The organism is Sphingomonas sp. PP-CC-1A-547 (assembly GCF_003610375.1).
GTDB lineage: Bacteria > Pseudomonadota > Alphaproteobacteria > Sphingomonadales > Sphingomonadaceae > Sphingomonas.
This window is the reverse complement of the sequence record NZ_RAPZ01000015.1, coordinates 53386-79469: the sequence shown is the minus strand read 5'-3', so window position 1 is coordinate 79469 and position 26084 is coordinate 53386. Positions and strand designations below refer to the sequence as shown.

Below are 26084 nucleotides of genomic sequence, written 5' to 3'. Positions count from 1 at the left end.
ACAGCACGGCCAGCGCGCTGCTGTTTGACGCGCGTCCCGATGCGAATCCTTTTGTTCAGCAACCTGTATCTGCCCGAGCCGACAGGCATCGGGCCATATAGTGGGGGCTTGGCCTCCGAGCTGGTACGCCGCGGTCACGAAGTCATCGTGATCGCTGCCAACCCGTCATATCCTTTTTGGAAGCTGTTCGATGGTTTCAATGCGTGGCGCTGGAGTCGACGAAGCGAGGATGGAGTCCAGGTTCATCGAGTACCGGTTTACATCCCGACGAAGGTTGGCGGGGCCAAGCGCATACTCCACTACGGCGGCTACGCCGCGGCAGCAGCGCCGATCGCGCTGACCCTCGCCTTTCGCTTCCGCCCCGATGTAGTGATAGCAGTTGTGCCGACCCTGATGGTTGCTCCGCTGGCCTTGCTGACAGCGAAGGTTGCTGGCGCGGCCAGCTTGCTCCACGTCCAAGACTTCGAAGTCGAGGCCGGCTTCGCGACGGGCCAGATGAACGGCAGCGGCAAGGCCGCGCGCGCTGCGTTCGCGTTTGAGCGTCGTTGTATCGGCGCTTTTGACCAGACCAGCAGCATCTCACCCGAGATGTGCGCCAAGCTAATCGAAAAGGGCCGCGACCCTGCGACAGTGCACGAACTGCGTAACTGGGCCGAGATAGATGCGGTCACACCGCGGTCGACCCAGAGCTCAATTTATCGTGAGCTTTGGAACATCACCACACCGCACGTCGCGCTCTATTCAGGTAGTATCGCGAAAAAACAAGGTATCGAAACAATAGTTGAGGTCGCCCTCGCGCTAAAAGATCGGACCGATATCACGTTTATTTTGTGCGGCAATGGTCCGACCCGTGCTGATTTGGAGGCAAGCGCCGCAGGGCTTTCCAACATCCAATTTCGGGACTTGCAACCGAAGGAGGAGCTTGGCGAACTGCTTGCGTTGGCGACTGTCCACCTACTACCACAAAAACGTGACGCGGCCGACTTAGTGCTGCCGTCTAAGCTCACCAACATGCTTGCCTCAGGCAAGCCGGTCGTGGCCGGCGCGGACTTTGGCTGCGGACTGGCGCGAGAGGTCGAGGGATGCGGGCTTGCCGTCGAACCCGAGAACACAGCAGCGATGGCGATGGGGATTGAGCGGCTGCTCGACGACCCCGTCCTCTATGCGGCGAGCGCGGCCGAGGCCCGTCGCCGGGCTGAACAGCGCTGGGCACGCGACGCGATCATTGATCGATTTGAAGCGATGCTAACTGGCATGGCGGAAACGCGTGCGCGCAAGTTTACATGAAGGCGCCGAGGATGCTGGCTGCATGCGTCCGTTGGGCTGGCAGGCTCGGGGTATGACCGGTTTTTCCGCATTTCCTTGCAAAGTCGCCAATGCTCTTTGGCCGAACCGACTTACGCGTCAAACATTGCTGCACGAGCGAAGATATGTGCAAAACATCGCGCTAGTCGGCGCGCCGGAAGAGTATTGGCAAGCGGTGTCGTGTGGGGAAATCGAGTGATTGACGCTAACCGGCCCGTGCGCGTCGCGGTTGTATACCACATCTGGCCGCACTACCGTGCTGCCGTGGTGGCGGCAATGGATCGCAGCACACTGATCGAATATGACTTCTTCGGCAGCGGTGAGGCACTAAACGGCATTGAACACATGGATCCCGGACTGTTCCGGCGGTTCGTTAAGGCCCCGTTTCGACTCCTGCGCCGGGTGATGTGGCAGCCTAAGGCAGTCGAAGCGGCCCTGTCGAAAAAGTATGACGCGTTGATCTACCTTGCCGACATGAACTTCGCGTCGACCTGGGTGGCTGCGAGCATTGCCCGGTTGCGGGGTAAGCCTGTGTTGTTCTGGGCGCATGGTTGGCTCAAGCCCGAAAGCGGTGCCAAGGCAGGGGTACGCAACACCTATTTTGGCCTCGCTGACTGCATGCTGCTCTATGCCGAGCGGGGCAAGCGGCTAGGCGTCGCCTCCGGCTATTCGGCGGACAAGATAACCGTGGTGTACAACAGTTTGGACGTGGACAAGGCGGACGCAGTGGTGGCGCGGATCGAGAGCGGTCTGCTGGACACAGATCGGCCGCAGTCGCTGTTCGCCGATCCCACACGTCCGCTGGTCATCTGCACCGCGCGCATTACGCGCCTGTGTCGGTTCGACCTCCTGCTGCAGGCAGCCGCGCTGCTGAAAGAGCGTGGCATCGCGATCAACATTCTGCTGGTAGGCGACGGTCCGGAACGGCCGACGTTGGAGAGGATTTCAGCCGAACTCGATCTATCGGTCCACTTCTATGGCGCCTGTTATGACGAAGACGTTACTGGCCAGTTGATCTATCACAGCGACCTGACCGTCTCGCCCGGCAAGATCGGGCTGACCGCGATGCACACGTTGATGTACGGGACGCCAGCGATCACTCATGACGACCTGAACGAACAGATGCCCGAGGTGGAGGCGCTGACCCCGGACGTGACCGGCAAGCTGTTCCGTCGCGATGACCCGACAAGCCTGGGCGACGCGATCAGCGGCTGGCTATCGGGCGGGCACGACCGCGCCATCGTCCGCTCGGCCTGCCGCGCCGCGGTGCACGACCGGTGGAACCCGTACGTTCAGGCGACGATTATCGAGCGCGCAGTACTGAAGTTGACGAGCCGTGGCTAAATCCGCGAACCAGCGTGCTGCGACGGCGAACCTGCCCGACCCCGAACGGGCTAGCGATGCGGTGATTACACGGTGCCGCGCCGAGATCGAGGGATGGCCGAAGGCGCTCGCGCGTAAGTTGTTCGTCCCCTATCTGCGGCAGAAGTACCGCCTGGCCGAACTGGGCGAGGGGTTCCACTGGCCGCGCGGTGGCAAGATGGTGATCTCCCGCGACAGCAAGGTCGGCCGCTTCACCTATCTGGGCGCGGGATTCGAAGCGTATGGACCGGTTGTTGTGGGAGACCTGTGCATGGTCGCAGCCGGGTGCAAAATTGTCGGCGCGGATCACCGTTATGATGAACTGGGGACCCCTATGCGGATTGCCTTTCCCGAAGCCACGCGACCGGTGACTACGCTGGGCCTTGATGCATGGCTGGGGCAGCGTGTCACCGTCGTGGAGGGCGTGACGATCGGTGCCGGTGCGGTAGTCGGCTCTGGCTCGATGGTGACCAAGGATGTAGAACCTTATGCGATTGTCGCCGGCGTGCCTGCGCGCTTCATCAAATGGAGGTTCACTCCGGAGGAGATTATCGAGCACGAGGCGGTCGTTCGCAAGTTCTCTCCGGTGGTAGAGCAGATCAATTCACCGGGAACGAGGGTAGCGACGTGACTGTGCGACGACAGGACCGCATCGCGAGGACCGCGACTGAGGGTTCGGGCTTGCACAACGTTCGTGATGATACGCGCGGGACGGGAGGCTCTAGCTTCTCCCTGCGTAACCGCATCGAGCGGAGCGCGTTTATCCTGACTTGGGCGCTGCTGGCGAAGTGGACGCCGCCACCGCTACACCGCTGGCGCTGCGCAATCCTGCGAGCGTTCGGAGCGAGAATTGGCAGAGGCGTGCGGATCTACGGCGCGACCATCGTGTGGCACCCGGCCAACCTAACGATCGGCGACGGTGCGCTGATTGGCCCGCGCGTCCGGCTGTACAACCAGGGACATATCAGCATCGGGAGCAATGCGGTGGTCAGCCAGGATGCGCAAATCTGCGCCAGTTCGCACGACGTCAGCGACCCTTTGTTCCAGCTTGTGCTGCGGCCAGTCCGAATCGAGGACCGCGCATGGATCGCCGCTGATGCTTTTGTCGGACCCAACGTGGTGGTAGGCGAAGGCGCGGTGCTAGGCGCGCGCGGGGCCGCGTTCCGGAACCTGGAGCCGTGGACGATCTACAGTGGCAACCCAGCGCAACCACTCAAGCGCCGCCAGTTCCGGGAGGGATCATGATCCGCCGCCTTATGGGTGGCGTAGGCGCTAACATCTTCGACAAGCTGGTGGTGACCTGCACCCAACTGGCGATGGTGCCGGTGATGGCCGGTACCTGGGGCCTACATCTTTATGGCCTCTGGGTGCTGATGTTCACCGCGCCCTCGTTTCTGGCGATGGGCGATTTCGGCTTTGCGCAAGCGGCCGGCACCAAGATGACCATGGCGGTGGCGCGGGGGCAGCGCGACGAGGCAGTGCATATCTTCCAGAGCGCGTGGATGGCAATCTTGTCATCATCTGCACTGCTACTTGCGCTGACCGCGGCACTTGCGCTGCTGCTGCCAGCTAGCGTGTTTGGCAGCGATCCGGGAATGGCGGTAGGCGATATTCGCCTAACCCTGTTCTTGCTGATGTTCTATGGCATCGCCGCGATTCAGGGCAGCATCTTCTTCGCCGCATTCCGCGCCGCCGGAATGTTCGCGGTCGGAGCGTTCTGGAACGCGCTGATCATCCTGATCGAAAGTGGCGCGTTGATAGCCGCGGTGTTGATGGGAGCGAGTCCGGTAGTAGCGGCAGCGACGATCCTCTGCGGTCGGCTGGTCGGCCTTGCCGGGCAGAACGTGTTGCTGCGCAAGCGCGTGCCATGGCTGCGCATTGGCTTCGCGCGAGCGACCTTGGCAGAGACGCGGTCACTATTCGCCCCGGCGGGAGCGGTGATGTTGGTGCCAATTGCTCAGGCATTCTATCTACAGGGGACTGCACTCGCGCTGGGCGTGGCGGCGGGACAGGCAGCCGTCCCCGCCTTCACGGCTGTACGCACGTTATCGCGCATCGGGCTGCAGATGTGCTGGCTGGTAAACACGCCGTTGATGCCGGAGTTCTCAAGCGCGCATGCGCGTGGCGACCGCCGCGCGCAAGCGTTGATGGTGCTCGCCACTATTGCCGTCTCAACCGTGCTAATCGTGCCGTATGCGTTGCTATTCGGCCTGCTGGCGCAGCCGATCGTCACATTGTGGACCCACGGCGTAATCCATTCGTCCCAATCCCTCATTTGGGCGATGGCGGGCGGTATCCTGTTCGGCGGCTTCTGGTTTCCACTGTCCAACCTGATCCTCGCGCTCAACCGCCACGCGAGCTACACGGGGTGGTTTGTGCTGCTAGCTGGGTTCAGTCTGCCGCTGACTTATGTTCTGGCTCAGCTATTAGGACCGACCGGCGCGGGACTGTCGATGCTGACATTGGATGTCGCAATGTTCGTGTTGATTGCGATACTAGCGCGCCGCATCCTGCTCCAGCCCGGCGAGTTGCGCGCGGCGGTGTCGCAGGCTCTGCGCCGACTTCATTACCCGTTTGCTCGATCGGAGGCCTCGCCGCCATGATTCTCGACCTCGACAAAATCGATGCCTTGCCCCCCGCCCCGCGTGTGGCCGTGCTGGGTGCTGGCGCGGCGGGGATCATACTGGCGGTGGCACTGGCGCGTAAGGGCGTACCGGTGTTGCTGTGTGAGGCGGGCGGGCGCACGGTCGAGCCGGCCAGCCTGGCGCTGAACCGGGCCGTAGTTACAGGTCGCCCGCACACTGGCATCGCGGAGGGGCGCGCGCGCCAGCTTGGTGGCACCACCACGTTGTGGGGGGGGCAACTGATCTCGTTTCGCGACATCGACTTTCGCGCGCGGCCTTGGCTGGGGCTCGAGGGGTGGCCGATCGGGCGTGACGCGGTCGCGCCTTATTATGAAAGAGTCGCCCAGATGGTCGGCCTAAATGTGCTAAGCGACGACGACACCACGGTGTGGTCCGCCCTGGGCGTCGCACGTCCTGATCTCGGGAGCGATGTCGAGTTCGTCCTGACTCGATGGCTTAAGGAAACTAACCTCGCTCGTGCGTTCAGAGCCGACCTTGAGGGTAACCCGAATCTGTCCGTGCTACTGCACGCCACAGCGACCGGCTTCGTTCCCAAGGTTAATGGGCAAGCGATGGAAAGCGTCGAATTGCGCTCGCCCGGCGGTAAGACGGTTACCATTGCGGCCGAACAGATCGTCGTTGCAACCGGTACAATCGAAGCGAGCCGCCTCATGCTCGCCGCCGCCGCTGTGCGGCCTGACCTTCCCTGGGCAGTTAATCCCCATGTCGGCGTCGCATTCCAGGATCATTTAGACGTCCGCGCGGCCGATGTTACAGTGCTTGACAAGAAGCGGTTCGATGAGGCGTTTGACAACATCTTCCTGAAGGGGTTCAAGTACAACCCTAAAATAGTGCTTGCCCCGCACATCCAAGAGGCAGAACGGATCACCAACGTCGCGGGCGTGTTCACCTTTGAAAGCTCACTAACCGAGCACTTATCCAATCTAAAGATCTTCCTGCGTGCCATGCGAAGTGGTGCCAAGCCGCCCAACCTGAAGAGCATGCCCTCGCACCTCGCCGCATTGGCAAAGGTCTGGCGGCCGCTGATCGTACGCTACTTGCGCGACCACCGCGCATTCAACCCGGCGGATTTAGGAGTCGGGTTACGCATTCATTGCGAACAGAAGCCACTGCAAGCCAGCCGCATCACGCTCGACCCTGCACAGCATGACGCGAACGGTGTGCCACTCGCGGTGCTCGATTGGCGAATCGACGGCATCGAGGTCGAGGCGATGGCCGTGTTCTGCGAGACGTTCGGCCCTGAGCTGGAACGGCAGGGGCTGGCACGGCTGACAGTAGATCCGCGTATCCTGGCGCGCGATCCGCAGATCTTGGACGAAGCGCGCGACACCAACCATCATTGCGGCGGGCTGCAGATGGCGGACAGCGCCGATGAAGGCGTGGTCGACGCCGATTGCTGCGTTCACGGAACCGACAACCTGTATGTCGCGGGGGCAGCGGTCTATCCCAGTTCCAGCTTCGCCAATCCAACCTTTACGGCGCTGGCGCTGGCGCTGCGCCTTGCCGATCATCTGGAGCAGGCAACATGACGCGGACGACGACGCTGAGTGGGCGCGAGACAAGCCGGATCGGGCTTGGCTGCGGACGGTTGCAGGGTGGTGCGGTGACGAAAGCAAGCATTCGGCTGGTCGAGCAGGCACGCAAGCTCGGCATCACCCATTTCGACGTCGCCCCGTCCTACGGCCTGGGGCTCGCGGAGGATGTGCTGGGCGATGCGCTGGCAGGCGACGCGGCGGTGACGATCGCGACTAAGGTGGGCATCGCACGACCGGGCCATGCCGGGCTTAAGTCACTCGCTCGGTCTGTGCTGAAGCCCCTGTTTTCCGCGACGCCGGCGCTTAGGCGGCGGCTTGGCGCGAACGCGAGCGGCGGGACGCGCGGGCAGTTCGGGGCAGCCCAAATCGAGGCGAGCGTCACCGAGAGCCTGCGGCGGCTTAAGCGTGATACGGTCGACGTGCTGCTGCTGCACCAACCCGATCCGGAGAGCATCGGGCCGGAGGTCGCAGCGACCATGGCACGGACGATGTCCGATCACCGGGCCGTATCCGTGGGATCAGGAACCGGTGGCGATCTGGACGCGCTGGTGCCGTTCGGGATGGTGCGGCAGTATCGGTGGTCGACCGGTACGGCATCGACGCCCACAGCGGGAACAGACATCGTCCACGGTCTGCTGCGCCGCTACCCGCGGCCGACGCCCACCCCGCCGGCATGGGACGAGCAGATGAACGCGCTTGGCTTCGATCCGGCCGACCCTGCGTCTTGGCCCGGCTTGCTGCTAACTTTGGCGCTCGCCAGCGCACCCAATGCGATCGTGTTGATATCCTCCACCGATCCAAGACGTTTAACACAGGCGGTCGAAGCGATTGACTGGGGTGCCGCGGCAGGCGAGAGAGCGGGCTTCATCGACGCGGCTGAGGCGCTGATAGCGACCGGTGGAGCCACCTGATGACAATCAGGCTCGCGTTTTTAAGCCGGCATTCCCAGACGCCCCCCTTTGACTGACGATGGCCGCGGTGCGAAGAGGTGGCGACGAATGACGGTCGGGCTGGCAGGCAGCGATTAAGTTGGTCCGCATACTGCCGGTCATTAGAGGTGAACCATGGTATCGATCATCACCATTGCGGTGATTGTGAGTTTGCTGATTGCAGGGCTACGCTATCCGGGCGCCTTGCTGGCGGGTACTTTTGCTACTTATCAGGCGGGCGCACTCCTTAACTTTCCTCAGCTTGTGATCATTTACACGGCGGTCGCCGGCGCGGTAATAATGATCCGGTTCGTGGCAGGCCACAACCGCTCACATTTTGCACTGATTGACGGCGCAACGTTCCTGCTTCTGCTACTTTGTACGGCGTCACAGCTATGGAGTCTTGATACAGACAAATCCGCCCCTTTGCTGCTGCAGCTCGTACTTTCAATCGGTGGTATGTATTTGATCGGACGCTTTCAGACTGGCGATCCGCTTCGCCTGATGCAACAGATGTGCCTGTTCCTTGCGATCAGCGGCGCAGTGTTGGGGTTCTGCCTTTTAGCCAACAGGGCGACCGGATCGTGGACGGCACAACATCGACTCATTTTAGAGGGGAGTGATGCGGCGGCCGTGGGGCTCAGTCAATCGTGGCCGGCTATGCTGCTGGCCTGCGTAATACTCCTATTCAATGGCCGTAGTCTGTCGCAACTGGTCGGGCTTGTCTGCCTTCCGATCATTGGTTATGTCGCGATCATTGCGGCAACGCGAAGTGTGTTTCTCGCTTTCGCAGTCGGGGCAATTGTCTATATTGTCTCCAGCTTGTCAATGCGCAACGCCCCGCGCTTGTTGTTCGGCGTGATCACCACGGTGGCTGCGGGCTTCGCTGCGGTTTTCGTTATGCCCGCCGAGCAATTCGCCTTAGCCTTCGGCCGGTTTGATGACCTTTTTTCTTCCTCGGATGGTGGGGTTGCTGACGCAAGCGCGAGGGAGCGACTCGACCTTTTTACGACCACTTGGAGCCTGTTGCGTGACCACCCCTTCGGCGGCATCGGTTACGGCGCCTTTGGCCATTTCGCCAAGCAGGACTATCCGCACAATCTATTTCTTGAGATTTTGGTATCGTTGGGTGCGACGGGGTTCGCCGCCTTTATTATCTGGCTTTTGGTGCTGCTACTCAGCCAAGTCACGCTTTTACTTCGTGCGCAGGGAGCGGCCGCAATCATCTTGGCGATGACAATGATGACGCTGACCCAACTCCAGGTCAGTTTTGCGTTCAGCATGGCGAAACCGCTGTTTCTGATGGTTGCGCTTACTGCCTGCTTCCTACCCCGCAGCTATGCGGGGACCGTGCGCGCCCCCCGAGTGCCGAAGGACAAGGAAGACGCCATGTTACAAGTGGTCGAAAGATGACGCGGGTTCAAAATGCGCATGCGCTGCTGCTTGCTGTCGGCCTTGGCTGCTGCGCGCAGTCGCCCGCGCCCACGTCACAGGCACCTTCCCCGCTGACCGCTGTCGACCGACTTATTCAGCCGGGCCTGTCCGAGTTGGAAAGTTTCGCGCGCGAGAAGTCTATAGAACCGGCTGGGCCGCTGATCACGGTGGCACCATCCGCCGATGACTCTGCTACGATCGATCAAGCACTAGTTCAGGCGCGCGTTCAGCGGGCTAATCGCGGGGGCGCGGTGACGATACTGTTCCGGCCCGGCATCTATCACCTCAGCCGTCCGCTCCGCCTCACCTCAGCGGACTCGGGAATGCCGGGCGCTCCGTTGCGACTTCAGGGCGATTCAACCGGGCCAGTGATATTCGCTGGCACTCTGCCGCTGGCACGAGCAGCGTTGCCCGCGGAGCTAGCGCGATTAGTCCCGCCTAACCTTAAGAACCGGGTTCAAGGTTTCGCGGTTCCGCCTAGCTTTGCACCGCAGCCCTCGTTTCCCTCGCGCGCCAGCATGCCGGAAATCACGCGTCCAACCCTGATCGTCACGCAAGGCGACCAATGGCTCCAACGCTCGACGTGGCCAGAACATGGCTATCAGCGACAGGTCATCGCCCATCCGCAAATTGGTCCTGCGGTCGCTCCGATAGTGACTCTTCCAGCTAACCTCGGCGCACTTCTAGCAGGTGAGCCCGCGCTGTCCACGGGCGGGTATTGGACCTTCGACTGGTTCTACGAGGAGCGACCGGTCGCCGGCCTCGCCTCAAGGCAGTTGCGAGTTGGCGCATTAACTTCGAACTACCCCCAGGCGAACGCTATCCGTTTTCGTCTGCTCAATGGTTTTAGCCTGCTCACGAAGCCAGGGGATATGGCTTATGCCGACGGGCATCTGGCCGCCCTCCCCTACGGCGCAGACGGGTCAATAGAAGCTTCGCGGCTAGATACGGTGATAGCGATCAATGGCGCGCATGATGTGGTGCTGGACGGCCTCGCCGTGCGTGGCGCACGAGCCACGGGGATCACTGTCGACCAGTCGCGCGATATTCTGTTCTCTAACGGTTATGTCGGCCTGGCCGGCGGCGGAGGCATTGAAGTATCCAACAGTAAACGGGTAGTGGTGTACCGCTCGGTCGTTGCAGATGTCGGCGAGACGGGTGTGGCGCTACGCGGATCCGATAATGGATCACCCGCGCGCAATGCCGTGATCGACACACTGATTACCGCCATCGGAGTCCTCACCCGAGCGTATGCGCCCGCGGTTCGCTTGACGGGGGTGGGACAGGTCGTCTCCGGCGACCTTATCACCGGCCTACCGCATGCTGCCATCATCTTTAATGGACGCGACCATGCAATTGTCGGGAATGAGATAGCGCGCACTACACAGGAGACTGCCGACGCGGGCGCCGTCTATTCCTTCGGCAGCCTGACCACCCGTGGTACAGTGATAGCGTACAATTATTTTCACGACATAGTAAGGGCACCGGGGCTAGACAATACAATCGCTAATCAGGTGCGCACCATCTATTTGGACAGCTGGACTAGCGGTGAGATAATTGCGGGCAACCTGTTCCTTCGGAGCGCGTGGCCATTCTGGATCAATAGTGGCGAGAAGAACCGGGTCGAAGGGAACGTATTTGCCGATACCGGTCCATCAGGCCGTCTATACGACATCTCGAACCACTGGCACGACGGCTTGGGCGACCGCATTCGTCACAGCATGGCCGGCCTTGACCCTCATGACACCCAGTTGCGAGGCATCCAGCCAGATTCGTCGCTGTTCACCACCGGGCGCGGCTCGGGAAACGTTGTTGCCGGTAATATCTCAATAAGGAGCGGCAACGCCATTGTTGATCCGTCGCTGGCAGGCCTCCAGAATGTTCAGCCGAATCACGTCTTACCCTCGCCCAGCGGATCGGTTGATCCCATGCCGCTGCTGGAACTTGCGCGCAACGCTGGCCTCGATCTGACGGCGAGCGTCCGCCCACGCACGGGGGAGCTGAGCTCGCTCCGATACGCGAATCTGGCGGCGGGATCGCTTAGCCGCTAGCCTGTTCCCCAAAGGAATCTTATCATGAATACGGAATCGCTCACCTCAGTGCGCGAGGGCACGGTAGGGTTGCCGCGGGCGCAGACGTTTGCCGCGCTCGACCTGATTCGAGGACTCGCCGCTCTGGCGGTCGTGGCCTGGCATGCGGGCGCACTTTTCGGGGGGCGGCCGGGCACAGGCTATCTTGCGGTAGACGTGTTCTTCGTGCTGAGCGGTGTGGTAATCGCTAACGCCTATGACAAGCGGCTAACCGCTGGCATGGGGGTGCGCCGCTTCATGATGCTCCGCGTCATCCGGCTATATCCCCTCTACGTACTGGGTCTTCTACTCGCTGCGGCGGGGGTGGTTCTAGCGATTGCCCTTCATGTGAAGACAAGCTGGACACCGGCCATGTTGGTCGCTTCCTTTTTCTTGTCTGCGTTGTTCTTGCCGACCCCCCCCGCCGCGAGTTCGAACGGATCTATCTTCCCGCTTAACACTCCCAGCTGGTCGCTGTTTTTTGAAATGCTGATCAACATTGCCTATGTCGTTTTGTTTCCACTAATCCGACAGCGTAGCCTTCTGGGCGTAATGGCGGTGGCGGCGCTGTGGCTAGCGTGGATTGCTACCACGCGTGGATCACTCAATTCGGGCTTCATGGCCGCGAATTGGAGTGATGGCATTCCGCGCGTATTCTTCTCCTTTGGCGCGGGTGTGTATATCGCTCGCTTCCGGCCGGTGACGAACACGATCTCGCCGTTAGCAAGCGGATTGGTGGTACTTGCTGCACTGTTCGGTCACGCACCGGGCTGGCAAGCGGCCTATGACTTAGTGATGGTGCTAGTGGTGTTCCCGCTGCTGGTATCGCTATCCCTGCGGGTATCAGAGAAAGCGGATAGGCTGTCCAACCTGCTCGGCAACCTCTCTTATCCCATTTACGCGATGCACGTACCGCTGCTGGTGGTGCTGAGCGGCGTCGCGACGAAGTTGCTGCACCAAGACTTAGCCGCATTCCGCCCAATGTCAGGCATCGTTTTCATGCTAGTGCTGCTGATCACAGCATTCCTGTTGGAGAAGCTCTACGACCTGCCTATCCGGCGCGCGCTGGGCCGCCAGCTGCAGCGCAATTCTCCGCGCCAAAGTGTTGCATCCAACACGGCTGAAGCCGGCTTGCACCAGACCCGTCTCTCCTCAGAGCTGGACCCATTGAGGTTTAGGCAGATACGTGCTGACATGGACTGATGCGTCAGTGCCTCGCGCGAGCAGGGACATCGTCATGGTCACAAGCCTTCTAAGTTCGTGTCCTTCTACTCTGACTCACGATCGCGATCTGGCGAAATCGGAAATTTATGGGAACGAAAATCGCGGCAGGTCTGGTCGATGCTTTCGCCTATCGCAGGCAGGCGACACGCTGCCCCTTTGGTTCCGGTCTCAACTCCGGTAAAGTCGCCTAATGACGCATATCAATTTCGTTTCAAGTCGCAGCGGTAGACGGATCGGTAAGTCCCTGCTGACTTTCGTCCTCGGTGGAGTGCTAGCTCTAGCACTAACAAAACCGTTGTTCGTAATGACAGGAATTTTTCCGCATGACGCCGTAAGCTTCTCGCGACAGTTAGCTTATGCCGCACTAACCGTTTTAGCCTTGGTTGGAGCCTTCTTGTATAAGGGTTCTCATAGGATCGAAGCCGTAGCAGCCCCAATTTTAGTTGTTATAGCTTGGTTCACAATAACCATTACATGGTCATCCGCGATTCAGATTTCCGCGCAAAAATTGATCCTAACTTCCATAGTTACGTGGTTATGTTTTTTGGTAAGCGATCGACTTTCAAATGATCGAATTATTAGAACAATACGTACGTTTTTATTAGTTATATTGATATTAAACCTATTATCCGTCGCACTTTATCCCACCATCGGCATACACGGATTTCTTGTACCAGGACCACATCAATGGCGTGGGATAATGTCTCACAAAAACATTGCAGGTACAACTACAGCAGTAACCATATTGTTTTTTGCCTTTTACGGAAAGCAAAGTATGGTCGTATTTAGATACGCCGTTGTGGTCGTGGCATTAGTTTTCCTGTACTATACCCAGTCTAGAACCGCTCTCGTCGCTCTCGCAATTGCCTTCGGCGCGGGTTTGTCTTTTTACATGCATTCTGCAAATAATAGTTCAGGTAGCACTGTTATTTACTATGCGAAAATTCGCAAAATAAGTATGGTTGGGCTTTCAGTTATATTTGCAATCATAGTGGTGCTGACCTTAAACATTAATTTGTTGATTGCATCCACGTCCAACCCAGAGTTTCTTTCAGGTAGGTCACAAATTTGGCAGCCGATGCTAATAGCATACGGTAACAACCCTGTATTTGGCACAGGTTACGGCGCATTTTGGGGGCATCTTGCGGAAGCGTCAAGTCGCATTACTCGGGAAGATGGAAACTTTTTTACGGGCACAACTCAAGGGCACAACGGATACTTAGACATCGCGGTTCAAACCGGGCTAATTGGGTTAATGCTTGCCATTTCAGCTGTAGTGATTTGGCCAGCTACGATGTTAGCGAAATGCATATCTATTAACCGTGATCTATGCGCATTGTCGATGTCAATCATTGTACTATACATTGTTAATAACGCTACCGAGAGCAGTATGTTTGAAACTGATCAAGTTATAAATATATTTGCAATGATTGTTTTGGGAATGTTGCACAAGTGCGTACGTAGACACCTTGATTTCACTTCGGTTAAACCGCGGAAAGGTGTAAGAAAACGTAAAACTAGCCCTGCGATTAGTTCTTTATTATAACCTACCCGGTCTGTAGAGCGCTACGCTGCGGTGGAGAAACTGATGGCCGATCACGGTTTCTCCGAGCGTCGCGCCTGCAGGCTGATCGGGGTCACGTACCCGGGCGGTCTGTCTTCGCCCCGGATGCGTGGTCGTAGAAGATGCGTTCGCATCCGACTGCGTTAAGCCCGTCGTGCTGGAGCGCCAGCTTCTGGTCGCTGGTCGAACCTGTGCATAGCCGATCATAGCCACTGCCGGTCCCGATCTGTCCGTTGCACCATCGATTTGCATTCTTGTCCGCATCGCCAACGCGGGTCCAGAGTTGACGGACATATTCATGCTGACCGCCATAGGACCGTCTGACGGACAGGGCTCCGAGGACCCTCGCTTACCCCACACCGCCTGTTCTACCGTCTCGGCAGGCAGGCGATGGGGGCACGCATCACCGCTTCGAGCAGTGGCGCCGCCTGGGGCGCGATCCGGTTCGAGGACGTGGCCTTCCGCTATGCCGGGCAGGACTGCCCGCTTTACCAGCATCTGACCGTCACAATTCCGGCCGAGCAGTGCGTCGGTCTGGTCGGGCCGTCAGGGTCGGGCAAGACCTGCTTTGTGAAGCTGATCCAGCGGCTCTACGACGTCGATGGCGGTCGCGTGACAATCGACGGGCAGGACGTTGCGCTCGCGAAGCAGGGGGCGCTACGTCGGCAGGTCGCAATCGTGCCGCAGGAGGAAGTGCTGTTCCACCGCACGCTGGCCGATAATATCGGCTATGTACGCCCGGGCGCGAGCCACGCGGAGATCGAGCAGGCGGCCTGGCTTGCCAACGCCCATGATTTCACTGTGGCGCTGCCAAAGGGCTATCGCACGCTGGTCCGCGAGCTGGGTGTGGAGTTGTCGGGCGGTGAACGCCAGCGGGTAGCAATCGCGCGTGCCTTCCTGTTCAATGCCCCGATCCTGATCCTGGATGAGGCCACTTCCAGCCTCGACACCGTATCCGAGGGCGATGGATCGGCTACTGGTCGGCCGCGCCGCGATCGTCATCGCGCACCGACTCTCCACCGTCCGCGCGCTCGACCAAATTCCCGTGTTCGCAGCGGGGCGGATCGTGGAAGATGGCTCGCATGACGGTCTGCTGGCGTTCGATGACGGCCACTATCGTCGCCTGTTCGAACGACAGACGGGGGCAGCGACGCCGGAAATCGCCTGACGCACACCTGCCCGACGGCAGTCATAAGGTAGCAGCAAGAATGGAGCAGCTCCGGCCTGCGCCTGTGCTGTCGGGGGAGGAAAGAAGGCATAAGGAAGGCATTGGAAGGTATAAGCAGGATGGGTGGTGTATGACACCACGTTCTGCTATCGCAAACCTGCTCCGCGCCGTGGGGCTTGTCGCAGGGGGGGTAGAGTGGCGGATCAGACCCCCGATCAACCAAAGCGAAAGCCGCGTTTGAGCCGGGCACGCCGCGCCGACAGCGGCAAAAAAATCGTCTTCCGCGTCAGCAACGAGGAATGGGATGCGCTTCATCTCGAGGCGGGCGACATCGGTATTTCCACGCTTGTCCGGGCGCGTGTGTTCGGCGGGGGTATTCGCAGCCGCGACGGACTGCGCAGAATCGCCGCTCTGCATCTGATCGGGCGCCGCCTGCAGATGCTGACCGAGCATCCTGGCATGGACGTTGGGCAGACAGCGGCTACGCTCACCGAAGTCCGCACGGCTATTGCGCGGCTATCCCAGGACATTCCCAGCGCGGACGCGGACGATGACACGGTGTCATGATCGTCAAGAAAATCCCCGCCCGACCCGCAGGCAGGAATGCCACCATCGAGCGCTCGACACATGCGCGGCGGCTGGTCGATTACCTAAGGCTGCCCGACAAGGAAAGCGCAGAACGGGCGCATCTGGTCGAATATATGCTGAGCCAGAAACTCGCCGCCCCATCGACAGAACGGCTGTTCCACATCGGCGCCAGAGGTTTCGTTAGCGAAACGATCGAAGGACAACGGGCCGAAATGATCGCCGTCGCCCAGGAAGCCCGCCGTAGCCCCAACCCTGTCGACCATTGGTTGCTGAGCTGGCGTGAGGATGAACTGCCCACACCGGATCAAGTTGATGCGGTGGTTGCGCTGTTCGTCGAACATCTGGACGTTGCCGACCAGCCCTGCATCTACGCCTGCCACGGCGATACCCGTAACCGCCATGTTCATCTCGCCTTGAACCGATACGATTGCGCCACGCGTCGCATGATCGAGATAAACGACGGCTTCACACTGGAGGCAGCCCACCAGGCGGTCGCACTCATCGTCGATCGGTTCGGATGGCAGGCCGAGAAAGATAACCGATACGAAGTTGCGAACGGCCGTCCGGTCCTGACCGCAAGTGCGCTTGCACGCATCGAGGACGGTCGGGAATCAATCCGCCCGGCCGCAGCCGCTTTCGAGAATCGGACCGGCTATCGCTCTGCGCAGCGGATCGCGCAGGATGACGCGCTGCCGCGGATCAAGGCGGCAAGGTCCTGGGCCGAGCTTCACGCTTCGCTTGCAGGCGTCGGCATCACCTATGACCTGACAGGCACCAATGGTGTGACGATCGGTGTCGGTAATGAGCGGGTAAAGGCATCGATCGTAGATCGGGCCATCACTCGCACGCGGCTGGAAAAACGACTTGGTGGGTTCCAACCCCGTGATGCGGTGACCCCGCTCGTTACCAGATTGGTTGATGACGACCGTTTTACAGAGGCGTTGCGCGCCGAGGAATATCGTGCGGCGTGCGAACAGTGGCGAAAGCTTCAGGATGACAAGCGCAAGGCCCGTGCAGCGCGCGCCACGGAGGTTGGCAAGCCCGTGACCGCAACGAACATCGCGCGGGCGGCGGCCCGGGACCAGGCCTCGGCAAAAGCGAGCAAGATCAAGCGGCCTCCTCCTGACCTGCAGAGCTTTTACTATGCGCACGGCGAAGGGGTCTTGGCAGAGCGATGGCCGCATCGACACCGGGTGAGCGGCTTCCCGTCGCTACACGGTGGACGGCGCGCCGGGGCGGTTTCTCCGCATGTGGTCGAAGGTTATACGGGCTACCCTTGCGCCGATGGCGTGCGGTATGCCCGAGGGCCCCAATCCCCAACAGCCTTTCTCGATCGCGGCCCGCGCATCGATGTAATCGCCGATGATGATGCGGCACTGTTAGGCGCGCTCAGGCTGGCTGCCTTGAATTTCGATGGCAAGGTGTCGGTTAGCGGCAGCGCCGCTTTCCGCGAACGGGTATATGCGCTGGCGAAAGCCCACGGATTAAGCGAGGTTTTGAACGACCCCGACTTTGTCAGGCGCCGTGCAGTCGAAGTCAGCGACCATCTCAAGAGTCAAGCCGTCCCGGTAGTGGACTCGGCGGTAGCGATTGCCAGCATCTTGCCGCCGACAGACACGGATATCGATTCAGATAGAATTCCAGCTCCGCGAAACACTAGACGTCGCCCTGGCGGTCCCGATGAAAGCGGCCCTCCAATACCGCTCCTGTCTCAACGGTCCGCATCCGAACCTGCCGCCGAAAGAAAGCGTTCCCGAGAGAGGTCCACGCGTGATGTTGCCGTTTCAAAACCTGGAGGGCTGATCGATCTCGCGAGCAATGTCGAAAAGCCACGAAGCGGGGCCAAGGCAAAAGGGCCGACGGACACGGAAGCACAATTTCCGGTCGCTCGGCCTGGCAAGGGTCACAGCGAGGGTCGCTGACTATCCTACAACGGCCAGAGCCGTTTGGCTCTATTCGCCCACAAGGGCCCGCAGGCGGTCGCGATCGGTGCCCGGATCGGGCGCGAGATGAAACGCGGCAGCGAAATAGACCGCGATAATCCGATCGGCGACGACAACCGAATCACCGTAGCCGCGAAGCGGGCTGTTCGGAACTTCGACGGTCGCGAAATGATCGCGGACGACGTTCAATGATCGGTCAATCTGGTCGGCAAGAGCACGGTGCCGGCCGTGGCGAAGCCCCGCAAGCGCTGCGATCTGCGTCACGAGACCAGCGAGCGTCGCGCTTTCGTACAGTTGTCCGGTAGCTACTTTGAACACGCTCATCGACGGTTTATGGTCGATAGCGCTGAACGCCTTGAGCAAAGGCACAAACGCCGTCTCGATCACTTTTGCATGCAAACCCGACATGCCGCCAAACAGCGCGCACACGGTCGTAGCGGAAACGCCGGATGCCAGGGCGACGCTACGGGCGGACAAACTGTCGAAGCCGTCATGGACCGAAAGGATCACGGCGGCGTCCAGGATGCGCTCACGGGTCGCGTCGGGATCGGCAGAGTTCGGGCGTGCCATGGTCTGACGTTAGGCTTTCGTACAACTGTGCACAAGCTTCGCATTCCTTCGAGTAGGCGCCTGCAGAACGGTAGAAACAGCTAGATTTGAGGTCAGTGAGGGTGGGCTTGAGCCCCGAAGTTTAGATGAAAACAGGGAGGGCTTGTCCGGACCACGAGGTTCGCGACGACGACGTTCAAGGCCTTTCACACATGATCACACGCTATCCGCAGACGACCGACGTCGCCGGCATCGTCCTCGGCTATCTGCTGCACGCTCTCAACGTCCATCAGCGCTACGACTTCATCGATACCGCCGGCCTGCCCGAGGCGACCGTCCACGTCGAAGATCGCGGAATCGTTCTCAGTGTCACCAACAAACCGGCGCCCGCGCTGCGTGACATCGTCGCAACGCTCGCAGCGGACGCACAGTACGACGTTGTGCTGACGCGCGTTACGCGGAAGCCCCGCGACGTCATCGAACTCTCGGTCGATCTGACGCTCGGCCTGCTGCCGTGCGCGCCGTGGTCGATGAACGACCTGGCTGTGTGGACCGGCCCAGGCGGCGACACCTGGCTCGTTCCACTGGGAGTCGGTCCGGCGGTGTTAATGACCTTCGAGGGATGCAGCCTCGAACTCGTCTCGCCCTATCACACACTGGAGGAGCGCGCTTCGGGCATCCTGCGTGCAGGTGCCGACATCGCCAGCCTCCTGCCGCTGGGGGAGGTGCGATGATGTGCAGCCAGAACGGTGATGCGCGGGCACGGGATTGGAGGAGGCTGAATGTCTCCGAAGGGCAGGATGAAAAAAGCTCAGGCCTGGGTGCGAGACAGGCTCCAATACAAGGTTTTCCTGTGACCCATTCCTACACCGAAACTGCGGAGGTGATCGCCACGATCACGCCCGCGCTCGGCCACGATACGCGAGCAGCCCATCAACTGCTGTTGGCCCCCGATGGGCACGGCAACGTGATGATCATCTCGGTCTTCAAACGCTGCGGCAACGCCTGGTTCACGGTCGCAACCGAGTACATCGACCTGCCAAGGGATCAGATGCGAACCATCATCGGCAAACTGGATAGCTGCTTCGTCTCGACGGCAGTGCCTGGAGGCCACCTGCCGCGTGCGGTCCTTGAGATTGTCACGAACGGTGGCGGGCGTACGACGTCGCATACCGGGTACCGCCTCTGGCTCGGTACCGAAGGCAACAGCGCATTCCAGCCGGCCGAACCAGGCCGTGCTGCGTACCGGATCGAAGGCGGCACGGTCTGCCGCGCGAACGAACCGTCGCGCACGCTCCGCGAGCGCGACGCCGGCTTTCGCCGCGCCGACCGCATAATCCGCCGCTGCGTGAGGGGGTGCTGAGCATGTCACCCAAACCCGCCATCGGGGTGACACGTTTGGCCGCAGGCGCAACGTCCGGCCAGCTTCCACCCGTTCCTGCCATCGTCGATGACGCGGAGACCAGCCCCTCTCCTACAGCCACCGGCATGGTGCGCGATTACGCCAGTCAGGGGCCGTTCCAGAACGCCGATGGCAGCTTCGGGATCATCGGCTGCAGCTACAAGGACAGACCGAACAGAATGCTCGACGTGGTCCACCGCCGGCTCGTGCAGTTCGGTTTGCCGATGCTCGATCAGTGGCAACCGACCTGCGCGCGCTGGGACGTGCTGCTTCCGCCGCACGCACCCGATGCCTGCCAGGATCCGCAGGCCTTGGCACGGTTCATCGACCTGCATCGCATGCCGGCACAGCAGGATCTCGCGGTGCTGATCACGCTGCGCTTTGCTCAGCAGAGCCTGCTCCACCGCGGGTGGGAGTTGGCCCGTGGCTTTGCGCTCCAGCACTTCGCAATCGAGCGCGAGACCCCAGTGGTGGCGGCATTCCACGTGCCGCAGATCGCCGGGCGGCGCAGCAAGCCGCATTGTCACCTGCTGATTTCCGCGCGTCGGATCATCGGCTCGCATTGCGCCGACTTCGTGACCGATCTGCTCGGCCCCGACAGCAAGGCACTGGCGGGTGATCTCTGGGGCGATTGGCTCGAGAAACACGGATGAGCCGACCGCGCCGCAGATGCGGTCCCCTCCCCCTTCATATCAAAATCGAGTTCCCCATGAATCCCCTAATAGACCATCTGAGCTTCGTCTCACCCCTCGTACGCGCGCTCATCGGTCTGCTACCGCACATGCCACCACCGCTCGTGCTGTTGCCGAGCGAAACCTCTCACCTGCCGCCCGGCTGTCTGTACCTGCCGCGTGGCAACTGCGTCCTCGCCGCGGCTGACGGCCCGATTGCCTTCGCTCTGCTCGCGGCAGATTTGGTTGCACGGAAAATGGAGGCGGATGTGCTTCTGGTGAGTTTGCGCGGCAAGGACGATCCGCATCCGATCCGGTTCGACGTCGTCTTTCGCGCAACCGATCGTACCGAGCATTGCCAGAACCTGTTGTTCTGGACGATGCGCAGACGCGCACCGGCTTTCGTACCGAACGACAGCCGTCATCGGGCGGTGGTCCTCGGCCGCAGCGGCCTGATTCCGAGCGACCCCATGCCGTTTACCAGTCCAGTCGATCGCATGGCGGGGATCGCTTGCGGCAGCGCCGAGCTTCGGCGGGTCATATGGGGTGACGATGGTTGAAGTCGTTAAGGCTCGCCCCATCGTCAGGGGTTGGCAAACGCCCCGTTTGCAGCGAACCATGCTTGCGTGAAACCGGTCACCGCCCTTGATGTTCTTCCGGCAACCGCGCAGCGCGAATTGCAGGCGGTCGTCCGCATCCTCTTCGAGGAATTCGAGGCGCGGCTGCGCGGAACCACGAAGCCGTCGAAAAAAGCCGGACGCATCCTGAAGCTCGTACTGTACGGCTCATATGCGCGGGGCGACTGGGTAGATGACCCTATTGGTGAGTACCGGTCGGACTATGATATCCTGGTCGTCGTCAACGACGAGCAACTGACTGATGTCGTCGACTATTGGGCCGCTGCGGAAGACCGGCTGGTGCGCGACGTGACGATCACCCGCACGCTGTCGGCGCCGGTGAACTTCATCGTGCATTCGCTGACCGACCTCAACAAGCAGCTTGAGCGTGGACGACCGTTCTTCGTCGACGTCGTCCGGGACGGCATCGCGTTGTACGAGGCTGAAGGGTTTGGACTCGCGGCGCCTGCCAAATTGCCGCCAGATGAGGCACGTGCCGAGGCGCAGAGGCATTTTGACGAGTGGTTTTCGAGCGCTGGAGATTTCTTGCAAGGCGCTGAGGACGCGGCAAACCGTGACAAACTTAAGCTTGCTGCGTTTCTGCTCCATCAAACGGCCGAGCGCCTGTATCACTGCACCTTATTGGTTCTGAGCCTCTACAGCCCCAAATCGCACAAGTTGATGTTCCTTCGATCGCGGTGCGAACAAGTCGATCAGCGCTTGGTTGCCGCTTGGCCGCGCGAGACCAAGTTCGAGCGGCGCTGCTTCGAAATACTGCGGCAGGCCTATGTAAACGCCCGCTATTCTCCGCATTACGCCATTACCGATGAAGAACTCGCATGGCTGAGCCAGCGAGTGCGGGCGCTGCAAGGACTTGTCGAACAAATTTGTCTGGAGCGGCTACAGGCTCTGGCCTGATCGGCAATGGTCCCGCTGCGCTTCGGCACCCCTGCGCGACCGGGTTCAGCGCGGAGGCCGGCTCTTGCGTGACAACAGGCCTTTGATCGATATCCCCCATGCGACCACCGACGAACGTTTCGACGCCGTCCATTTTTGGGCGAAGGGGTCCGGCTTTCGGGCCGATGCGATTAGGCCCGCCTCATGGTTAGGACTTCTGTGGTTGTCGCCCGTGATGCAAAAGGTTTCTGACCGTGTGGGTTAGAGATCGCGTGCGGTCTTCTGTAAGGCCTTTTGAGACGGCATTCAGAAGCCGCTGGTCGGTTAGTGATCCGCGGATCAGATCCAAAGTCGCCATATCGGCGAATGCAGGATTGATTGTTTCGGCCCGTACCGCGTAGACCTTTCTCGTTCGCCAACAGGCGGACCGGGGCGTGAGAACCCCGCGATTAGTAGCCGTATGCCCGGTCGAACCAGTTTCGGCCGGGAGGCGGACGCGCATGTCCAAGGCCTCCGGGCCTAAAGGCGTTCGCGCTCGTCTAATCGCGAGTTCTCAACTTCCGGCTCACGGGCCGGCATCGCCCCGACAACAGGGCGGTGCCGCCGGCTGGAAAAGCTGCGGCGCCCGGAAACGGGAGTGCGCACGAGATGCGTTGGATGACCTGCGGCGAAGAGCCGCCCTTCTACGGGAATTCGAAGACCAAGAAGGACCGATCGCGTGCGGGAGCCGTCCCTACGGCGCTTCTCGCAATCGGCGCGTTGGCGTCGGGCTGCAGCGACCACAAGGGAGTGAGCGACGCGAACTTTCGGTCCGTCCTCGAGCCGGTTGTCCGCGACGCATTCTGCCAGACGATCGATCTGCCGATCATGGTTGCCGACGGACGGACAGATAACGCCGTCTTCCCCCTGACCGTCCCGGCCAAGCCCCCGATGTTCGGGTCGGCGACCCACGCGTCGATGATCGCCATGCTCGACGACGCGTCCCGTGCCGGCTTCCTGAAGAGGACCGCGGCGGCGATGCCGGTCAAGGAGCGCGGCGTCTCGCTTCCGGCCTCGCGCCAGCCGGTCGTCACGTATGCGCCGACCGACAAGGCCGCGCCGTATTTCCGCTCGGTCGAGCGGAAGACGGAGGTCGGGATGCTGCCGTTTCCGGCCGTCTGCGCCGCGAAAGGCGAGCTCGTCGACGTCATTCGGTGGAGCGAGCCGGTCGACCTCGGCGGACGGCGGGTCTCCCAGGTCACGTATCGCTTCAGGGGCGTGGAGCCCCTCTCCATCGTGCCGGACAAGGACAAGGCTCGGATGGCGGAGCCAAAGGAGGCCACCCTGCCAATGGTGCTGGAGAGCGACGGGTGGCGGGTGATGCCCCGCTGAGAGTCAGAAGCCCCGATCGATTCCGACAATCCGTTCAACATTCGCGCGCGCGGCCGAGGCCGCCGCCGAAAGGAAGCATCCGTGAAGAAGCAAGCCAACACCATCGTCCTCGCCCTGACCGCGCTGGCATGCGCAGGAGCGGCCGAGGCGCAGACCACCCACCGGGCAGCGCCGATCGCTTCGCCGCCAAGACGAGGACCGCTGGCGATGGACGTAGCGGGCGTCCGTCTGGGCATGTCGCTGGCGGCCGCGGAAGGCGCGCTGGCCGGGACATACAGGTGCCGCCGCGAGAAGGGCTATCAGACCTTCCAGCAGCTGGTCGACCTGGAAGTGGCCAAGCGCCACGGAGGGGGGCTCGGCTTTCCGCCGCAGGGGACGGGCGTCGGCGATCTGTTCTGCGACGGTCCGACGGGTGAGAGCCTGCGCGTCGGCATGGCGCAGACGGCATCGGGACCGGTCGTGGACCGTTTCCAGCTTTCGATCCCCACCAACAGGGTCGATCCTGCGGCCCTTGTCCGACAGTTGGAGACCAAATACGGCATGCCGACCGACGGCACGGCGGCGAACGGCGCCTGGTGCGTGGGACGTTGCAGCCCGCTCGAGTCCAGTCCGGCGATCAGAACGTCGCTGTCGGGAAGCTCGCTGCAGATCCTGGGGACGCGCGGGCAGCAGGCCGGCGACGCCGACAAGGCCGCGGTCAAGGCGGCGGCGGACAGGCTTTCCCCGCCGGCCAGACGGGGTGCGTTCTGATGGCGTCGAGCATGGAAGATAGCTTGAAGCCCTGGAGCGTCGCGATCGGCACGTCGAGGCCCGCGCGCCTCGTAATGGGGAGCGTCATGGTCGTCGCGATGCTGGCGGGCATTTCCCAGGTGGCGATCGGATCCCCCGGCGCGGCCGATGCGAAAAGGGTCGCCGGCGCGTTGCCGCTGCCCTCCGCGTAGATCGGGGCGGCCAAAGCGTCCGGAACGGGTTGCTCCTGGTCGCAGGCGAAGGACCGTCGCATCCGTTTCGCCGCATCTGACGATCATGCGGTGGTTCGGCTCCCGTCGGGCGTCGTGGCGCTTCAGCCTGCCGCCGACGCGCGCGATCTGTTCCCGTTCACCCACGATCGCTGGTCTGGCGGCGGCGTCGCCGTGAGCGTCGCGTCCGTCGGGCCTGCGACGCGGAACGGCAGCGAGACGATTGAGCAGGCTGCCGATCTGGAGGTAAGCGTCGGCGCCACGATCTGGAAGGCGCGTGGTCTCATGGTCTGCGGATCGTAGACCCCACCCCAAATACTGTTCGCCCCTTGTCGCCAGAGGCGAGCCGTGCGCTACGCAGCGGGACCGGATCATCTGGGCGTAGCGTGCGGATCGATCAAACGAATGCGGCGCGACTGGCCGATGCTCGCGCCTGAGCGCACGATCGCCCCGATCGTGAACGCGTTTGTCATGGCCATTTGCCGCCGGAAGGTGGAAGCGCCGGCGGAGGGGGTCTGTGTCCCATCGCGAAGACGCTGCAGGTCTCGGGAGTGCATCCGCCGGCCGCTTCCGCATGAGCGACGATCCGCATCTTGACCGCGCACGGCATGTCCGTCGTATCGATGACGAGCCCTGGCCGTGGCGACGTTCGAGCGCCGGCCTGGAGATACTGGCGCAGCAGATCGTCCGACAGTCGCGCTCCGTTGAACACCAGTTCGCCATCGGAGATGCGGACGACGTTCTTGTTGCGCATGGCCAGGGGACGCATGCCCCACTGGGCGCCGACGGGACAAGCCGCCGTCGCGAAGCCCGGGGACGCGAGAAGCAATACGGAAAGCAGCAGCATTGAACACCACCTCAAGCGCAGGGGAAGAACGATCGTGGCGCCAGCCTATCCCGGCTTTCCGCGGCGTCAACGCGCGCCGATCGTCCGTGTCGGCCGGTCAGGCTGCGAAGGGCACGGATTTCCGCAGACCGCCGATCATGATTGGGGAGCGGATTGCACCACCACGTCCAGGATCAGGGCGGCCGGATGCGTCGGCCGGGTTGCAACGGGGTGCGGGCGGCGTAGGGTGCCAACGAAGGGGACGTCATCATGATCGCATACAGGCTCGCCGCTCTTGCGGTGGTCGCTTCGGCAAGCGCCGCACCGGCGCAGGCTCCGAGGGCGCTGATCGTCGATCGTCGTCCCGCAGGCGAGGACCGTCAGCGCAACCTGTCGGCCAGCGTCTTCTCCTGCAGCTATGGCATCCGGGTCCTCAGCGACGATGGCCGCTCCCGGAAGCGGCTCGACGCTCTGGAAGCCGCGCTCCGCGCTTCGTCGTCGGCGCGACGCCTGGAGCAGCGGCCGGTGGTGGTCAGGTCGTATCAGGTGCTCTTCAACTCCGCGGCGGCGCAGATGGACCAGGCGCTCTCGATCGGGGTCGCTTCGGTCAACGGTGGGGCGGGCTTCGTCGGTCGAAGTGCCGCCGCGCCCAAATGCAGCCGCGACAAGACGCCGGACGGTTGGTTCGATCCTGCGGAGACCACCAACGGGAACCCGCCCTTCGTCGTGGAGATCGAGGCGGACGTGGCCGGCAAGCCCCTGTCGGTCCGCAGCGTCCATTCGCCAACAGAGGCGCTTCGCGTTCCCGCCACCGCCTTCAGCAGCAAGGCGAAAAAGAACTTTGCGGAAGGACAGGCGGGGCTCGAAGTGGACCGCGCCATCGACGAGGCGAATGCCCGCTTCGTGTCGAAGGTCGCGTCGCTGAACTGATCGAGGCCGATCGTGTTCTCGGAGACATCGAAGATGCATGCCAGAACTGACGGCTCAGCCGGACGATGGCTTCCTGGCAGTTTCGGGCAAGCAGGA

At 61.6% G+C, this 26084-nt stretch carries 25 protein-coding genes and 2 pseudogenes; 24 read left to right on the top strand and 3 right to left on the bottom strand.

The window, feature by feature from the left end:
- Window positions 1-39 precede the first annotated feature (39 nt).
- From C8J39_RS16675 to C8J39_RS16625, 11 genes and pseudogenes are all read left to right on the top strand, one after another.
- The gene (locus C8J39_RS16675) at window positions 40-1287 is read left to right on the top strand and encodes a WcaI family glycosyltransferase (RefSeq protein WP_120301484.1); all 1248 of its coding nucleotides are present in this window, start codon (window positions 40-42) and stop codon (window positions 1285-1287) included.
- A 213-nt stretch (window positions 1288-1500) separates the two neighbouring features.
- The gene (locus tag C8J39_RS16670) at window positions 1501-2649 is read left to right on the top strand and encodes a glycosyltransferase (protein WP_147420684.1); all 1149 of its coding nucleotides are present in this window, start codon (window positions 1501-1503) and stop codon (window positions 2647-2649) included.
- Between the two features lie 430 nt (window positions 2650-3079).
- Window positions 3080-3298, top strand: a pseudogene (locus C8J39_RS19355) (hypothetical protein); the annotation flags it as partial.
- A 230-nt stretch (window positions 3299-3528) separates the two neighbouring features.
- A complete protein-coding gene (locus tag C8J39_RS19160; RefSeq protein WP_243650209.1) occupies window positions 3529-3912 on the top strand; it encodes a putative colanic acid biosynthesis acetyltransferase in 384 nt (127 codons plus the stop codon).
- Window positions 3909-5270 carry a lipopolysaccharide biosynthesis protein gene (locus C8J39_RS18875; RefSeq protein ID WP_165895272.1) on the top strand — a complete coding sequence of 454 codons (1362 nt, stop codon included), beginning with the start codon at window positions 3909-3911 and terminating at the stop codon, window positions 5268-5270. The genes C8J39_RS19160 and C8J39_RS18875 overlap by 4 nt, the downstream gene beginning before the upstream one ends.
- A complete protein-coding gene (locus C8J39_RS16650; protein WP_165895271.1) occupies window positions 5267-6841 on the top strand; it encodes a GMC oxidoreductase in 1575 nt (524 codons plus the stop codon). The genes C8J39_RS18875 and C8J39_RS16650 overlap by 4 nt, the downstream gene beginning before the upstream one ends.
- Window positions 6838-7758, top strand: coding sequence for an aldo/keto reductase (locus tag C8J39_RS16645; protein ID WP_120301479.1), 921 nt, complete (start codon window positions 6838-6840; stop codon window positions 7756-7758). Before C8J39_RS16650 ends, C8J39_RS16645 begins: the two co-directional genes overlap by 4 nt.
- Before the next feature lie 153 nt (window positions 7759-7911).
- The gene (locus C8J39_RS16640) at window positions 7912-9189 is read left to right on the top strand and encodes an O-antigen ligase (RefSeq protein ID WP_120301478.1); all 1278 of its coding nucleotides are present in this window, start codon (window positions 7912-7914) and stop codon (window positions 9187-9189) included.
- A 539-nt stretch (window positions 9190-9728) separates the two neighbouring features.
- Window positions 9729-11261, top strand: coding sequence for a right-handed parallel beta-helix repeat-containing protein (locus C8J39_RS16635; RefSeq protein WP_165895270.1), 1533 nt, complete (start codon window positions 9729-9731; stop codon window positions 11259-11261).
- 24 nt (window positions 11262-11285) lie between these two features.
- The gene (locus C8J39_RS16630) at window positions 11286-12482 is read left to right on the top strand and encodes an acyltransferase (protein WP_120301476.1); all 1197 of its coding nucleotides are present in this window, start codon (window positions 11286-11288) and stop codon (window positions 12480-12482) included.
- Between the two features lie 211 nt (window positions 12483-12693).
- The gene (locus C8J39_RS16625) at window positions 12694-14049 is read left to right on the top strand and encodes an O-antigen ligase (protein WP_120301475.1); all 1356 of its coding nucleotides are present in this window, start codon (window positions 12694-12696) and stop codon (window positions 14047-14049) included.
- 97 nt (window positions 14050-14146) lie between these two features.
- On the opposite strand, the pseudogene C8J39_RS19155 reads toward C8J39_RS16625, so the two are convergent.
- Window positions 14147-14280, bottom strand: a pseudogene (locus C8J39_RS19155) (recombinase family protein); the annotation flags it as partial.
- 177 nt (window positions 14281-14457) lie between these two features.
- Between C8J39_RS19155 and C8J39_RS16615 the strand changes: the two are divergent.
- The 3 genes from C8J39_RS16615 to C8J39_RS16605 all read left to right on the top strand — a co-directional run bounded on the left by C8J39_RS16615 (window position 14458) and on the right by C8J39_RS16605 (window position 17745).
- The gene (locus tag C8J39_RS16615; RefSeq protein WP_243650208.1) at window positions 14458-15153 is read left to right on the top strand and encodes an ATP-binding cassette domain-containing protein; all 696 of its coding nucleotides are present in this window, start codon (window positions 14458-14460) and stop codon (window positions 15151-15153) included.
- A 277-nt stretch (window positions 15154-15430) separates the two neighbouring features.
- Entirely contained in the window at window positions 15431-15802 is a 372-nt protein-coding gene (locus tag C8J39_RS16610) for a hypothetical protein (protein ID WP_132833649.1), read from the top strand.
- A complete protein-coding gene (locus C8J39_RS16605; RefSeq protein ID WP_120301473.1) occupies window positions 15799-17745 on the top strand; it encodes a relaxase/mobilization nuclease domain-containing protein in 1947 nt (648 codons plus the stop codon). Before C8J39_RS16610 ends, C8J39_RS16605 begins: the two co-directional genes overlap by 4 nt.
- Before the next feature lie 30 nt (window positions 17746-17775).
- Here C8J39_RS16605 and C8J39_RS16600 read toward each other — a convergent pair whose 3' ends face one another.
- Window positions 17776-18336, bottom strand: a complete 561-nt coding sequence (locus C8J39_RS16600) for a TetR/AcrR family transcriptional regulator (RefSeq protein WP_120301472.1) — start codon at window positions 18334-18336, stop codon at window positions 17776-17778.
- Window positions 18337-18527: 191 nt separating this feature from the next.
- Here C8J39_RS16600 and C8J39_RS16595 point away from each other — a divergent pair, with 191 nt between their 5' ends.
- The 9 genes from C8J39_RS16595 to C8J39_RS16555 all read left to right on the top strand — a co-directional run bounded on the left by C8J39_RS16595 (window position 18528) and on the right by C8J39_RS16555 (window position 24535).
- Window positions 18528-19049, top strand: coding sequence for a hypothetical protein (locus C8J39_RS16595; protein ID WP_120301471.1), 522 nt, complete (start codon window positions 18528-18530; stop codon window positions 19047-19049).
- 149 nt (window positions 19050-19198) lie between these two features.
- The gene (locus C8J39_RS16590) at window positions 19199-19678 is read left to right on the top strand and encodes a hypothetical protein (RefSeq protein ID WP_147420682.1); all 480 of its coding nucleotides are present in this window, start codon (window positions 19199-19201) and stop codon (window positions 19676-19678) included.
- Window positions 19679-19803: 125 nt separating this feature from the next.
- Window positions 19804-20370: a hypothetical protein gene (locus C8J39_RS16585; protein WP_120301469.1), complete on the top strand. Its 567-nt coding sequence runs from the start codon at window positions 19804-19806 to the stop codon at window positions 20368-20370.
- 149 nt (window positions 20371-20519) lie between these two features.
- Window positions 20520-20948, top strand: a complete 429-nt coding sequence (locus C8J39_RS16580; RefSeq protein ID WP_147420681.1) for a hypothetical protein — start codon at window positions 20520-20522, stop codon at window positions 20946-20948.
- Window positions 20949-21014: 66 nt separating this feature from the next.
- Window positions 21015-21923, top strand: coding sequence for a HEPN domain-containing protein (locus C8J39_RS16575; protein WP_120301467.1), 909 nt, complete (start codon window positions 21015-21017; stop codon window positions 21921-21923).
- A 636-nt stretch (window positions 21924-22559) separates the two neighbouring features.
- Window positions 22560-23273, top strand: a complete 714-nt coding sequence (locus C8J39_RS16570; RefSeq protein WP_120301466.1) for a hypothetical protein — start codon at window positions 22560-22562, stop codon at window positions 23271-23273.
- Window positions 23274-23354: 81 nt separating this feature from the next.
- Window positions 23355-24023 carry a hypothetical protein gene (locus C8J39_RS16565; RefSeq protein WP_120301465.1) on the top strand — a complete coding sequence of 223 codons (669 nt, stop codon included), beginning with the start codon at window positions 23355-23357 and terminating at the stop codon, window positions 24021-24023.
- Between the two features lie 11 nt (window positions 24024-24034).
- Window positions 24035-24214 (top strand): hypothetical protein, encoded by a 180-nt coding sequence (locus C8J39_RS16560; protein ID WP_132833645.1) that lies wholly within the window; start codon window positions 24035-24037, stop codon window positions 24212-24214.
- A gap of 90 nt (window positions 24215-24304) precedes the next feature.
- A complete protein-coding gene (locus C8J39_RS16555; RefSeq protein ID WP_120301463.1) occupies window positions 24305-24535 on the top strand; it encodes a hypothetical protein in 231 nt (76 codons plus the stop codon).
- A 166-nt stretch (window positions 24536-24701) separates the two neighbouring features.
- On the opposite strand, the gene C8J39_RS16550 is transcribed toward C8J39_RS16555, so the two are convergent.
- Window positions 24702-25079 (bottom strand): hypothetical protein, encoded by a 378-nt coding sequence (locus C8J39_RS16550; protein WP_120301462.1) that lies wholly within the window; start codon window positions 25077-25079, stop codon window positions 24702-24704.
- A gap of 249 nt (window positions 25080-25328) precedes the next feature.
- Here C8J39_RS16550 and C8J39_RS16545 point away from each other — a divergent pair, with 249 nt between their 5' ends.
- Window positions 25329-25988 (top strand): hypothetical protein, encoded by a 660-nt coding sequence (locus C8J39_RS16545; protein WP_132833643.1) that lies wholly within the window; start codon window positions 25329-25331, stop codon window positions 25986-25988.
- Window positions 25989-26084: the final 96 nt, after the last annotated feature.